Raw genomic sequence first — 12,282 nt, 5'->3', positions numbered from 1 at the left:
TATGAGATTGTTACTTTTGGCACTTATGGCATGGAGCAGTGCTTACGCCGTCGTTACAATTGCTCCTGTAGATATTGGAGCGAAGCCTGGTTTTAGTGGATTGCTAAAAGGCTCTCTGGAAACTTCTAGAGGCAATACAGATACTGACAGTTATGCTGCAGGACTAAGATTTCAGTACGATAACAATCAAACTTATGTTCTTTGGAGTGACTTTGTTTTTAACTATGGAAAAAGTTCAGGCAAAGTAAATACAAATAAAACATATTCTCACGTGAGGTATATTCATACTCTCTACAAAAAGAGCTTTGACTGGGAAGCATTTGGGCAGTCTCAAACCGATGAGTTTACAAAAGTAGAACATCGATATCTTGTTGGTGCCGGCATACGTGTAAATTGGAATAAAAAACTTTATGGTAAATTTTATGCTGGATTTGGTGCTTTCTTTGAAGATATAGACTATACGACATCTATTGATCCGCATGAAAACAATATGCGTTTTAACAGCTATGTCGCATATACAAAAAATTTTACAAAAGAGACAAAAATCTCAGATACATTCTATTATCAGCCAAAATCAGATGATATCAGTGACTATATCATTTCAAATGGTTTGGAATTGAATATATTGATCTATAAAGAGTTGTATATCAACTTTTTACTGCTTTATAATTATGATAATGAACCGGCTTACGGGGTTGAAAAAGAAGATATCTCTCAAAAAACAAGTTTTATATACAAGTTTTAAGAGAGATGGAAGAAAAAGACTAAAGTTTTTTATTGTCGTATTTAGCTTTTAGTCTTAGGTACTCTTTGTAATCATCATCTGAAATATTATTTGAGATGCTTTTTGTAGAGTCGTTTGCATTGTTAGAGATAGTCTTCGTTGAGTCACTTGCATTTGTAGTTGCAGTATTTGAAGAGTCGCGTAAATCATTGGAAACTGTTTTTGTAGAATCATTTACATTGTTAGAGATAGTTTTTGTTGAGTCGTTAGCATTGTTTGTTGCTGTGTTCGAACTGTCTCTTAGATCGTTGGAAACTGTTTTTGTAGAATCGTTAGCATTGTTTGATACAGTTTTTGTAGCATCATTGACATCATGTGAAACTGCAACAGCAGAGTCTTTGAAATCTTTCGTTGCCATAGTTGAACTGTCTTTGAAATCTCTTGTAGTGTTTGATGCAGTATCTTTTGTGTCTTCTGCAATTTCTACAGTTGAATCTCTTACATCGCGCGATACACTTGTTGTTGTATCAGCACCACTTTTTACAGTGGCTACTTCACTTGTCTTGAGATCATCACTTGCTTTTACTGCTGTATCTTTTGCATCATGGCTTACATTTGTTGTTGTACGCTCCGCACTTTTTGAAACCTCAACGCCACCGTCAACACCTGCTTTAAACGAGTCTTTCGCATCGTGACTCATAGAGGTCATTCCTTCTTTCATGTCCTTAAACATGTCACTAAAGCTGAAATCAGCTGAAAGTGCTGTCGTGAGTGCAAGTGCTGTTACTGCACTTATAAGTAGTTTTTTTGTCATTCGGTTCCCCTTAGTTTTAATTTAACCTTAGAAAACTATAGCTCTTAAAAGCTAAATAAAAACTGAAATTAGATAAAAAAAACTAATAATCAATTATAATGTTTTGATATATCACATCTAACGGGTATTGTTGTAACACTATTAGAAAAACTTAATTTTAAAATGGATAATATTATAAAATTTAGCTATAATAAACTGAATTCGACATATAGGAGAGAGTAGATGAAAAAGATAATAGTGGCAGTGGTTGCAGTATGCAGTTTGGCTATGGCGGGGAACTATACGAAAGAAGACCGCATAAAAGATATGAATCAAATGGCAGAAGCAATGAATACAATTCAGAGCGGATTTTTCTATAACAATTATGAGACTGTTGCACAGGGAGTAACAAAACTTACTGATACTGTTGTGCATGTAAAACCGCCTTTAGAAGAAAAAGAAGAGAAGAATCCTATGGCTCGCTATATGAATCAAAAGATTCAAATGAGCAACAAAATAGTTAAGAAGATCAATCAAAAAGGGCTTACTATATTACAACGATTTAAAGATGGAGATACAGAACAAGCAGTCCAGGCATATACTAAAATAATGAGACAATGCATGAAGTGTCATAGAGAAATCAGACATTGGTAAGACAATGAGATTCTTAGTACTGATTTCATTCCTTGTTTTTTCTTTGTATGCAAGAGAACTCGTTCTTACAGGTACAGTCATCTCTAACAATAAAAAAATGATACCTGCGCGTTATATGGGGTATGTGAAGAAGATAAACTTTGAAGTAGGCGATTCTGTGGAACGCGAAGATACACTTTTCGAGTTGGAATCTGCCGAATTTGACATTATGGAAACGCAGGCAAATCTTGCACTCGAGCAGACAAACCTAATGCTTGATGTTTACAAAACACGTTTAAATGTCTTTAAAAAAAGAAAAGAACGTCTGAAGCGAAAGAAAAAACTGATACCGGCTTTTGATTTTCGAGCCAATATGGAAGACCTGAATGAAAACATAGATGATATCAGCGGATCCATTGAAGCCGCAAAGGTTTTAGTTGAACAGGCAAGTGAAAAATCAAAGCAGTTCGCAACGATTGCCGGCTATCTAAAAATAAAAGCACCTAATGACGGTGTTGTCGTTGAGAGACGTATTCAGGTCGGAGATATGGTTGCACCCGGTATGCTGACAATGATTATTGTAGATATGAAACATTTGGAGATTGAAGCCGAAGTGGCTGAATCTGATTTAAAATATGTTCGTAGACATAAAGTCGTCGATGTTACTATACCTTCGTTGAACTATAAGGCGTCAGGTTATATCAAAGCGATAGTTCCAAGTGCAAATCCCATGGCACATACTTTTAAAATCCGCGTTCATTTTGAGAAAACAAATGATAGAATTTTCCCCGGTATGTATGCAAAGGTCTATATTGATCTGACAAATGAGATGAAAGAGACCAATAACTGAAAATTAGAACAGTCCATAGCACTTCATCAACAACTCCACTGTTTTTTGATATAATCACTTAAAAATATCAAAGGATATATAAATGGAGTGCGAATTTCCAACCGTTAATGCAAATACGGATGAGATTAAAGAGATTTTTGACAGTGTGAAGACTATTGCTGTTTTGGGACTTTCTCCTGATGAAACTAAAGCAAGTCACCGCGTTGCAAAATATTTGCAGGAACATGGTTATAAAATAGTTCCGGTTTATCCAAAAGGGGAAACAATCCTCGGAGAAAAAGTCTACAATTCTTTAGCCGATATTCCATTTGAGGTTGACATGGTAGATATATTCAGAAAACCTGCTGCGTTGGATGCTGTTGCTGATGCTTGTATTAAGCGTGGGGATGTGAAAGTTTTCTGGGCACAGCAGGGTATTGTAAATAATGAAGCAGCTCAGAAAGCAAAAGATGCAGGGATGAAAGTAGTTCAAAACCAATGTGCGATGGTCGATCATCGTAATATTTATGCATAGGCAGCCGTATTGTTAGATCTTAATCAAATTCAAGAAGCAAAAAAACGAATAGAAGGTGTAGTCGTTGAAACACCTCTTGCCTATGCACCGTACCTCAGTGAGATAAGCGGTATCAATGTTTACCTTAAAAAAGAGAACCTGCAAGTTACCGGTGCTTTTAAAATACGTGGTGCTTACAATAAAATGGCTTCGCTCACGCAGGATCAGGCTGCATGTGGTGTTGTTGCCGCAAGTGCCGGGAATCATGCGCAGGGAGTTGCTCTATCTGCACAACTGCTTGATATTAAAGCTGTAATAGTTATGCCTGAATCGACACCACTTACAAAAGTGAACGGGGTTAGGCATTATGGTGCGGAGGTTATTTTAGCCGGCAGTAACTATGATGAAGCGTATCTCTATGCCAAAGAATATGGTGAGAAGAATCATCTGACATTTGTACATCCTTTTGAAGATGAAGCTGTTATTGCAGGGCAGGGAACCATTGGACTGGAGATTCTTTCAAAATGTCAGGAACTTGATGCTGTTATTGTTCCTATCGGTGGCGGTGGTCTTATCGCAGGTATCGCAACTGCACTTAAAGAGACAAATCCAAACATCAAAGTCATAGGTGTAAGTGCCAGCGGTGCTCCGGCTTTTAAAGAGTCGTATGAGCTCAAAAAACCTATAGATTCCAAAAGTGTGCGTACTATCGCCGATGGTATTGCTGTACGTGATACTTCGCCAATAACTTTAGAGTATGCCCTAAAAAATGTTGATCAAGTGCTTAGTGTTGACGATGAAGAGATTGCCAGTGCGATTTTATATCTTCTTGAAAAGCAAAAACTGGTTGTTGAAGGTGCAGGAGCTGTCGGTGTTGCCGCTTTACTGCATCACAAGCTTGATGAATTAAAAGATAAAAATGTAGCGGTTGTACTCAGTGGCGGTAACATGGATGTAACACTGCTTTCGGTTATCATTGAAAAAGGTCTTTTAAAGTCACATCGTAAGATGAAAGTGACGGTCACTCTTGTTGATAAGCCAGGTTCGTTGATGCGTTTTACGCAGATACTTCAAGAGCTCAATGCCAATATTGTGCATATTGCCTATGACAGAACTTCCATATCCCTTGACTATGGTGATGCGAATGTGACAGTGCATATGGAAACAAAAGGCAGGGAACATCAAGAAGAGATACGCTTGGCTCTTAAAAAAGAGGGCTACATAAGGGACTGAAACAATAATGGAAATTCTACTCAGCAAAAGCATTGCAAAACCGGTCATATTGATGAAGATTCTTCAAAACGGGGAACTTGTAATTGTTGATGCTGAGACGACTGTTCGTTATTTTAACAAAGAAAATCTGGAACTTCAAAGCGGTTTTAAGGTTGGCATAAAACATAAGCGATACAAAACTGCCGTTGTTGCTTTTGCAAATAACGGTGAATATTTTGCTACATTGACAAGTGATGCCAAAGAGTCCAGACTTTTTAATGCTGCAACAAAAAAGATGATAGCCAAAGTTGAACGTCATCAGGGAGAGGTCTCTTGTGTCGGGATCGATCCGCTTGCGAGATATATGTTCTCTTGCGGTGATGACGGTAAAACCTTTGCCATTGATGTTCAAAGCGGAAAGCTTGTTTTTACACTGCCGCCTCACGCAGATACCATTAATGATGTTACTTTTTCACGTAATGGAAACTGGGTGGCAATTGGTAGTTATGACAGAAAGATAACACTTTTTTCTCTAGTGACAATGACACCGAAAAATAAGCTCAGAGCACATTCTGCTCCGGTTATGCATCTTACATTTTTTCAAAAAAACAAACTTTTAAGTATCGATAAAAATTCATCAGCAATTATTTGGAATATATACAGCGGAAAAGTACTCGGGCGACTCGAAGGTATTCATGATGAAGTGAATAGTTTTGTCATTGATAAAGACGAACAGTTTTTGTTTCTCGGTACGCAGTTGGGGTATGTGATTGTATATGATTTAGATACTTACGAGCAGATCGCGTCTAAATATATTAAAATCACATCTCCAATCACGAGTATGGAGTTTGATGATGAAAACAATCATTTAATAATCGGCACTCAAGACGGCTTTGTAATCTGTTATGATATATATGAAGGTACTGAGACTTTAAAGGATCTTTTAAAAGAAAAAGAGTTTGCAATGGTGCAAAAGATTGTTGATATCAATCCTCTTTTGGTTTATACACAAATCTATTCATTGGTGACAAACTTTTGGGAAAATTCTCTCCAAAAAGCAAAAATAGCGCTTCAAAAAGGGGATAAAGAAAAAGCAATGCTTATTTTTGGACAGTTTAAACATATGCCTTCAAAAAATAAGATTATCCAAAAACTAGTACGTGACTATGCAGAGTTTCCGAAGTTCGCACAACTTGCCAAAGACGGTAAACTATCTCTTGCATACGGCTTGGCAAACAGGTACCCTATTTATAAAGAATCAGCAATCTATCAGGCACTTGAAAAAAGATGGAAAAAAGCTTTCGTTCAGGCACAAAAATATGTTCTTGATCCAAAAACGGCACCGCTTGCAAAAGAGATTCTCGCTCCTTACAGAGGAATGAGTGAAAAGACAAAATTTATTCAAGAAGTTTTGAGCAAGGCTGAAATATATAAACGTTTTCGTGCAGCCATGGCCAAGAAAGAGTTTAAGGTCTGTTCTGAGCTTATCAAGCAAAATCCTTTTTTACATGAGCTCCCCGAGTATGACAGTTTGATGAAATATGCAGATAATCTTTACATTCAGTCACAAAAAGCTATGAAAGAGGGCGATATTCACTCAGCTATTAAAATATTAAGAGTATTGCAGGATTTTGAAGAATTTAAAGATGAAGCCCGTAATTTCATGGTTGATCTTGAATCAAAAGCAAAATTTTTCAATGCTGTTCGTAATGGGGATATAGCCACTGCATATGATATGATGGCAATCTCCGAAGATTTGATGCAGACTAAAGATGGACTTCGACTTCAGAAAATTTGGAACGATGATCTCAATCAGGCAAAATCTGCTGCTGCATATGGCAATATCCAAGGTGTGAAAGCTGCAATGGAAAAATATATGAAGATAGATTCTAAATATGCTGCGCTTGCAACTGTTTTTGCTTTTGCATATATGGTACAGCTAGAAGATGCTTTGCAGCAAAATGCACCAAGGCAGCAAATTGAAAACGGCATAAAGAATTATATTCTCAATTTTGGGCTTTCTGAGCAGATAGAGGCTTTTTACAACCTGTTTGAAGATATGTACCCCGAAACAAAACTCAATCTGGAACTCTTAAAAAAAGGCTCGTTTTCTATGTGGCGCCCGTCAATGATAATTGATTCAATCTTAGATTAGCTTTTTATCTGTCAATTACCTCCTCTTTTAACCTCAAATATAGATATTTTTAAATATAATGAGCAAATTTTAATATATACACTACAAGAGGAGACTTTTCATGCAAATTAGTGGCGCACAGATGGTCATTGAAGCACTTATTGCAGAAGGGGTAGACACGGTATTTGGCTATCCTGGCGGAGCAATAATGAATGTCTATGATGAAATATACAAACAGGATAAATTCCAACACATTTTAAATCGTCACGAACAAGCAGCAGTTCACGCAGCAGAAGGATATGCCAAAGCGAGCGGTAAGGTCGGTGTTGCAATGATTACATCAGGTCCTGGTTTTACAAATGCGGTCACAGGTTTGGCAGATGCCTATATGGATTCTATTCCTCTTGTCGTAATTTCAGGTCAGGTACCAATGACTCTTATCGGTACGGATGCTTTTCAGGAGATAGATGCTGTCGGTATCAGCCGTTCATGTACGAAACATAACTATTTGGTTACGGACGCGAAAGATCTTCCACGTATACTTAAAGAAGCATTTTATATTGCGGCTTCAGGCCGTCCCGGACCGGTCCATGTTGATATTCCAAAGGATGTTACTGCGCAGATCGCTGAATTTAATTATGACATTGATGTTGACCTGGAGACATATAAGCCTCACGTAAAAGGCAACCCGCGTCAAATTAAAAAAGCCATAGAAGCCATAGCTGCTTCGAAACGTCCGATTTTTTATCTCGGCGGTGGTATCATTAATGCAAATGCAGCCTATGAAGTAAGAGACCTGGTTCATAAAACAGGTATTCCTGCTGTTGAGACCTTTATGGCACGCGGTACACTTTCACATGATGATGATCTGCTTATAGGTATGCTTGGTATGCACGGAAGCTATGCAGCAAATATGGCTATGAGTGAAACAGATATGATCATTGCCCTTGGTGCAAGATTTGATGACCGTGTTACCGGAAAACTCTCTGAATTTGCAAAAAATGCAGAGGTCGTTCATGTAGATATTGATCCTGCTTCTATTTCCAAACTTGTCAACGCAGACTATCCTATTGTCGGTGATGTCAAAAATGTTGTGCTTAATATGCTCGCACAGGCTGATAAAATCGATGCAGACAAATATGAATCGTGGAGAGAGACTATCAACAACTTTGATGAGTTGCATCCGCTTACATATCATGAAGACAGTGAACGTCTGAAGCCACAATGGGTCATCCAAAGAGTTGGTCAGATTCTCGGTGACGATGCAAATATCTCTACTGATGTTGGTCAGCATCAAATGTGGACAGCACAGTTCTATCCGTTTAGCAGACCGCGCCAGTTTATAAGTTCAGGTGGACTTGGAACGATGGGATTTGGTTTCCCTGCTGCTATTGGTGTACGTGCTGCATCTCCAGAGAAAGTTTCCATCAACTTCACGGGAGACGGTTCTATTTTGATGAACTGTCAAGAACTCATGACAGCCGTTGAAAAGAAACTGCCGGTAATTAACATCATCCTTAATAACAACTTTTTGGGAATGGTTCGTCAATGGCAGACACTCTTTTATGACAAGCGTCATTCAGAGACTGATCTTTCGGTCCAGCCTGACTTTGTCAAACTCTCTGAAGCATTCGGCGGAATAGGGTATAGAGTCAGTACAAAAGAAGAATTTGATGCAGCACTTAAGGATGCAGTAGAAAAAGGTGTTGTTGCATTCATTGAGGTACTGGTTGAGCGTTTTGAGAACGTAATGCCAATGGTTCCCGCAGGCGGAAGTCTGTTTAATATGATGTTATTAGAGAAAAAGGAGAGTAAATAATGAACGAAAACGCAAGAAGAGTAATCTCGGTTATCGTAGTTAATGAAGCGAGTGTTTTATCTCGTGTTACAGACCTTTTTTCAGGACGTGGATACAACATCACATCATTGACCGTTGCGCCTATTCCAGATAGTAAATACTCTCGTTTAACTATCGTTACATCAGGTTCGGTTCGTGTAATGGAACAAATTACAAAACAGCTTCATAAGCTCATCCCTGTCTTGCGTGTTTACGAACATGAAGATATGGTCGAGAAAGAGATGGCTATGATCAAGTTCCCAATCACTGAAAACCTGAGTGATATCAATACTCTATGTGAAGCATACAATGGGAAGATCGTTAATGTTGGTGATAATATTGTTATTGCTATGGTTGCAGACGAACCAAAACGTATAGACAACTTCTTATGTGCAGTAAAGCGTTATAATCCAAAAGAGATAGTACGAAGCGGTGCTGTAGCGCTGGAGAGATAGTCATGAAATTAAGCGAGATTGCAAAGATAGTCGAAGCTGAGTTTCATGGAGAGGACAAAGACATCGTCTCTCTCAATACTCTTAAAGATGCTGCAAGCAATGAACTCTCCTTTGTAGCCAATCCAAAATATGTCAAAGATATCCCCAATACAAATGCAGGTGCTGTTTTAGTTACCGAGGCAACAAAAGAGTATGTGCCAAAAGATTCTGTCGCTTTGGTTGTAGAAGATACATACTGGCAAATGGCTGTTCTTTCTCAATACTTCGCGCCTCCCATTGAAGACAGTGACGCCCCTGAAGCCATCATAGGACAAGGAAGCAGTGTCGCTTCTACTGCTACTGTCGCCAATGGTGCTGTCATTGGTAAAAATACAACGATTATGCCGGGTGTCTATGTCGGATCAGGTGCCCAGATAGGAGACAATACGATACTCTATCCAAATGTTGTCGTCTATCGTGACTGCAAAGTGGGTAATGACTGTATTATCCATGCGGGAACAGTTGTCGGCAGTGATGGCTTTGGTTTTGCATCCAACAGACTCGGTGAACATAAGAAGATATATCATATCGGTAATGTCGTCATTGAAGATGATGTTGAGATCGGTTCAAATACTTCCATAGATAGAGCTGTTTTTGGAACGACGCTTATTGAAAAAGGTGCTCGTCTTGACAACTTGATACAAGTGGCACATAACTGTGTTTTTGGCAAAGGAAGCGTAGCTGCAGCACAATCCGGTTTCGCAGGTTCAACCATCATTGGACAAAACAATGTTTTTGGTGCGCAATCAGGTACTGCAGGGCACCTGAAAATTGCGCCATTTAATACTTTTGCCGCACGCAGCGGTGTGACGAAAAGTGTTAAAGAGAGCGGTAAGACATTTGCAGGTTTTCCATTTATGGATCATAAGGCATGGTTGAAAATTCAAGGCAAATTAGCTAGACTTATTAAATAATTTAATATATAATAAATAAAAAAGGATTTACAAATGTCTAAAACAATTGCATTAAGCGGAACGAAAAACGGTGTTATTTCTGTAACAAAAATAAATGAACCTTATGGAGATGGAAGTGGGACTGTTGCGAGTATCGGTATCTCACTTAATGGTCAGGCAGACAATCCTGAATGGAAAGTTCATATCCCATTAGATAATCTTGATGAAGTTATCAAAGCACTTCAGGAGTTAAAGTAGGCAAAACCTACTTTGCTTTGAGTTCTTGAATGAACTCATCTATACGTCTAATACCCTCACGGATCGTTGCAATACCAGTTGCAAATGAAAATCTAAAATAACCTTCACTTCCAAAACCGACACCGGGAACAACTGCCACACCTTTACTTTCAAGAAGTTCTTTTGCGAAAGAGAGTGAATCGTTGCTGACTTCTTTAATATTTACAAAAAGATAGAATGCTCCGTCTGGTTTTAAAACACTGAGCCCATCGACTTCATTAAAAAGCTTTACAGCTTCATCACGACGTTTTATAAACTCTGTTTTCATCATTGCTATATCTTTATCTGCGGAGCCATCTAGGCCGGGGATTGCAGCATATTGCGTCATTGTATTGATATTTGATGTACTTTGAGACTGCAGTTTTTTTGTTGCTTTTATAAGTTCAGTGTCATAGGCAGCCGTATAACCAAATCTCCAGCCTGTCATAGCAACTGATTTAGAAAGCCCATTGATTGTTACAGTACGCTTGAACATATCGTCACTGATTGCTGCTGTTGATGTGAATTCACCCTCGTATGTAAGTTTTTCATACATCTCATCACTTGCTACAAGAATATCTGTACCTTTTAGGACTTCTGCAAGCGCTGTCAATTCTTCTTTTGAATAGATCGCACCTGTTGGATTTGACGGAGTTGTTAAAACCAACATTTTTGTTTTTGGAGTGATGGCATTTTTCAACTGCTGGGCGGTAATTTTAAAACCGGTCGTATCATCTGTTTGAATCTCGACTACTTTCCCTCCGCAGTACTTCACAAGTTCAGGGTAGGTAACCCAGTATGGAGCGGGAATGATAACTTCATCGCCATTATCGATTGTTGCAGAAAAGAGATTGAAAAGTGAATGCTTTGCACCATTATTTACAATGATTTGGTTTGGAGCATATTCTAAGCCGTTGTCACGTTTTAATTTCTTTGCAACAGCCTCTTTAAGAGCAGGAATCCCATCAACAGCCGTATATTTTGTAAAACCACTGTTAATGGCAGATATAGCGGCATCTTTAATGACTTGAGGTGTGTCAAAATCAGGCTCACCGGCAGAAAAACTGAGAATGTCTTTTCCTTGCGCTTTTAGTTCCTGTGCAAGTGTTGAAACGGCAATTGTTATGGACTCAGATAGTGTATTGATGCGATTTGTTAGCATAAAAACCCTTTAGGCGTAAAAATATTAAGGAATTATACTAAAAAAACGATGTAGTAAAGTTGAGAAATAGAAATTTTTTTAGTTTTTCATTGATTTAATAAAGGAATCGTAAATCTGTTCAAGTTCGAGGTCTTGCTCAAGTACTTCTTTGTTGTCTTTTACGAGAATATGCTCAAGTACAGCAACCCTTTTAAGGAGATATTCAAACATCTCTTTGTTGATATCTGGAAGCATGTTATGCATAAAAGGATCTTTACATCTTCCTTTTTCTATGACATGGGCAGGGATGCCAATAGCAGTCGAGCAATCAGGAACCGGTTTGACGACAACTGAATTTGCACCAATCTTGGCATGTTCACCGATTTCAATATTTCCAAGGACTTTTGCGCCGGCTCCAATGACTACACCCTGTTTGATGGTGGGGTGACGTTTTCCATGTGTCAGTGAAACACCACCTAGAGTGACGCCTTGATAGATGAGAACATCATCTTCAACGACAGCAGTCTCTCCTATGACAACACCTGTACCGTGATCTATAAAAACGCGCTTACCGATCTTTGCTGCGGGATGAATATCTATGTTGGTCATTATCTGTGTTATACCCATAATAATTCTGGCTATTCTCTTAAAGTTCGCATTGTAGAGCCTGTGCGCAACCCTATACCAGGCAACAGCCCAGACACCGGGGTAGTTAAAAAGAAAATCGAGACGCGAGTTTAAAGCTGGATCATTCTTGTAGGCATTTGAAAAATCTTCTTTAATCTCTGTAAAAAGTCCCATA

13 protein-coding genes are annotated in these 12,282 nt (G+C 38.5%); 10 read left to right on the top strand and 3 right to left on the bottom strand.

All coding sequences use genetic code 11. From position 1 onward, the window contains the following. The first annotated feature begins 1 nt into the window (after position 1). Positions 2-745, top strand: a complete 744-nt coding sequence (locus tag FM071_RS05380; RefSeq protein ID WP_193109632.1) for a DUF481 domain-containing protein — start codon at positions 2-4, stop codon at positions 743-745. A gap of 19 nt (positions 746-764) precedes the next feature. Here FM071_RS05380 and FM071_RS05375 read toward each other — a convergent pair whose 3' ends face one another. Beyond that, positions 765-1,538, bottom strand: a complete 774-nt coding sequence (locus FM071_RS05375) for a hypothetical protein (protein WP_193109630.1) — start codon at positions 1,536-1,538, stop codon at positions 765-767. 222 nt (positions 1,539-1,760) lie between these two features. Here FM071_RS05375 and FM071_RS05370 point away from each other — a divergent pair, with 222 nt between their 5' ends. The 9 genes from FM071_RS05370 (at position 1,761) to FM071_RS05330 (ending at position 10,321) form a co-directional block, all read left to right on the top strand. Next, complete coding sequence (locus tag FM071_RS05370; RefSeq protein ID WP_193109628.1) at positions 1,761-2,171, top strand: cytochrome C; 411 nt, start codon at positions 1,761-1,763, stop codon at positions 2,169-2,171. 4 nt (positions 2,172-2,175) lie between these two features. Next, complete coding sequence (locus FM071_RS05365; RefSeq protein WP_193109626.1) at positions 2,176-3,000, top strand: efflux RND transporter periplasmic adaptor subunit; 825 nt, start codon at positions 2,176-2,178, stop codon at positions 2,998-3,000. Positions 3,001-3,082: 82 nt separating this feature from the next. Then, positions 3,083-3,514, top strand: a complete 432-nt coding sequence (locus FM071_RS05360; RefSeq protein WP_193109624.1) for a CoA-binding protein — start codon at positions 3,083-3,085, stop codon at positions 3,512-3,514. A 9-nt stretch (positions 3,515-3,523) separates the two neighbouring features. Beyond that, positions 3,524-4,726 (top strand): threonine ammonia-lyase, encoded by a 1,203-nt coding sequence (ilvA, locus tag FM071_RS05355; RefSeq protein WP_193109622.1) that lies wholly within the window; start codon positions 3,524-3,526, stop codon positions 4,724-4,726. Between the two features lie 7 nt (positions 4,727-4,733). Next, on the top strand, positions 4,734-6,860 hold the full coding sequence (locus tag FM071_RS05350) for a WD40 repeat domain-containing protein (RefSeq protein ID WP_193109620.1): 2,127 nt from the start codon (positions 4,734-4,736) through the stop codon (positions 6,858-6,860). Between the two features lie 100 nt (positions 6,861-6,960). Next, a complete protein-coding gene (locus FM071_RS05345) occupies positions 6,961-8,658 on the top strand; it encodes an acetolactate synthase large subunit (protein ID WP_193109618.1) in 1,698 nt (565 codons plus the stop codon). Next, the gene (gene ilvN / locus FM071_RS05340; protein WP_193109616.1) at positions 8,658-9,131 is read left to right on the top strand and encodes an acetolactate synthase small subunit; all 474 of its coding nucleotides are present in this window, start codon (positions 8,658-8,660) and stop codon (positions 9,129-9,131) included. The genes FM071_RS05345 and ilvN overlap by 1 nt, the downstream gene beginning before the upstream one ends. 2 nt (positions 9,132-9,133) lie before the next feature. Further along, the gene (lpxD, locus tag FM071_RS05335; protein ID WP_193109609.1) at positions 9,134-10,084 is read left to right on the top strand and encodes a UDP-3-O-(3-hydroxymyristoyl)glucosamine N-acyltransferase; all 951 of its coding nucleotides are present in this window, start codon (positions 9,134-9,136) and stop codon (positions 10,082-10,084) included. Between the two features lie 33 nt (positions 10,085-10,117). Next, positions 10,118-10,321, top strand: a complete 204-nt coding sequence (locus tag FM071_RS05330) for a hypothetical protein (RefSeq protein ID WP_193109607.1) — start codon at positions 10,118-10,120, stop codon at positions 10,319-10,321. Positions 10,322-10,328: 7 nt separating this feature from the next. Here FM071_RS05330 and FM071_RS05325 read toward each other — a convergent pair whose 3' ends face one another. Both FM071_RS05325 and cysE read right to left on the bottom strand, forming a co-directional pair. Beyond that, the gene (locus FM071_RS05325) at positions 10,329-11,501 is read right to left on the bottom strand and encodes a pyridoxal phosphate-dependent aminotransferase (RefSeq protein ID WP_193109605.1); all 1,173 of its coding nucleotides are present in this window, start codon (positions 11,499-11,501) and stop codon (positions 10,329-10,331) included. A gap of 78 nt (positions 11,502-11,579) precedes the next feature. Continuing rightward, positions 11,580-12,281 carry a serine O-acetyltransferase gene (gene cysE / locus FM071_RS05320; RefSeq protein WP_193109603.1) on the bottom strand — a complete coding sequence of 234 codons (702 nt, stop codon included), beginning with the start codon at positions 12,279-12,281 and terminating at the stop codon, positions 11,580-11,582. Between the last annotated feature and the right edge of the window lies 1 nt (position 12,282).

This window comes from Sulfurimonas paralvinellae (assembly GCF_014905135.1).
GTDB classification, from domain to species: domain Bacteria; phylum Campylobacterota; class Campylobacteria; order Campylobacterales; family Sulfurimonadaceae; genus Sulfurimonas; species Sulfurimonas paralvinellae.
This window is presented reverse-complemented; position numbering and strand designations above follow the sequence as displayed.

What these genes read in the sequence shown, in the direction of transcription:
- FM071_RS05380 (WP_193109632.1), top strand. Translation starts at nt 2, where the DNA reads ATGAGATTGTTACTTTTGGCACTTATGGCATGGAGCAGTGCTTACGCC.
- FM071_RS05375 (WP_193109630.1), bottom strand. Translation starts at nt 1,538, where the DNA reads ATGACAAAAAAACTACTTATAAGTGCAGTAACAGCACTTGCACTCACG.
- FM071_RS05370 (WP_193109628.1), top strand. Translation starts at nt 1,761, where the DNA reads ATGAAAAAGATAATAGTGGCAGTGGTTGCAGTATGCAGTTTGGCTATG.
- FM071_RS05365 (WP_193109626.1), top strand. Translation starts at nt 2,176, where the DNA reads ATGAGATTCTTAGTACTGATTTCATTCCTTGTTTTTTCTTTGTATGCA.
- FM071_RS05360 (WP_193109624.1), top strand. Translation starts at nt 3,083, where the DNA reads ATGGAGTGCGAATTTCCAACCGTTAATGCAAATACGGATGAGATTAAA.
- FM071_RS05350 (WP_193109620.1), top strand. Translation starts at nt 4,734, where the DNA reads ATGGAAATTCTACTCAGCAAAAGCATTGCAAAACCGGTCATATTGATG.
- FM071_RS05345 (WP_193109618.1), top strand. Translation starts at nt 6,961, where the DNA reads ATGCAAATTAGTGGCGCACAGATGGTCATTGAAGCACTTATTGCAGAA.
- ilvN (WP_193109616.1), top strand. Translation starts at nt 8,658, where the DNA reads ATGAACGAAAACGCAAGAAGAGTAATCTCGGTTATCGTAGTTAATGAA.
- lpxD (WP_193109609.1), top strand. Translation starts at nt 9,134, where the DNA reads ATGAAATTAAGCGAGATTGCAAAGATAGTCGAAGCTGAGTTTCATGGA.
- FM071_RS05330 (WP_193109607.1), top strand. Translation starts at nt 10,118, where the DNA reads ATGTCTAAAACAATTGCATTAAGCGGAACGAAAAACGGTGTTATTTCT.
- FM071_RS05325 (WP_193109605.1), bottom strand. Translation starts at nt 11,501, where the DNA reads ATGCTAACAAATCGCATCAATACACTATCTGAGTCCATAACAATTGCC.
- cysE (WP_193109603.1), bottom strand. Translation starts at nt 12,281, where the DNA reads ATGGGACTTTTTACAGAGATTAAAGAAGATTTTTCAAATGCCTACAAG.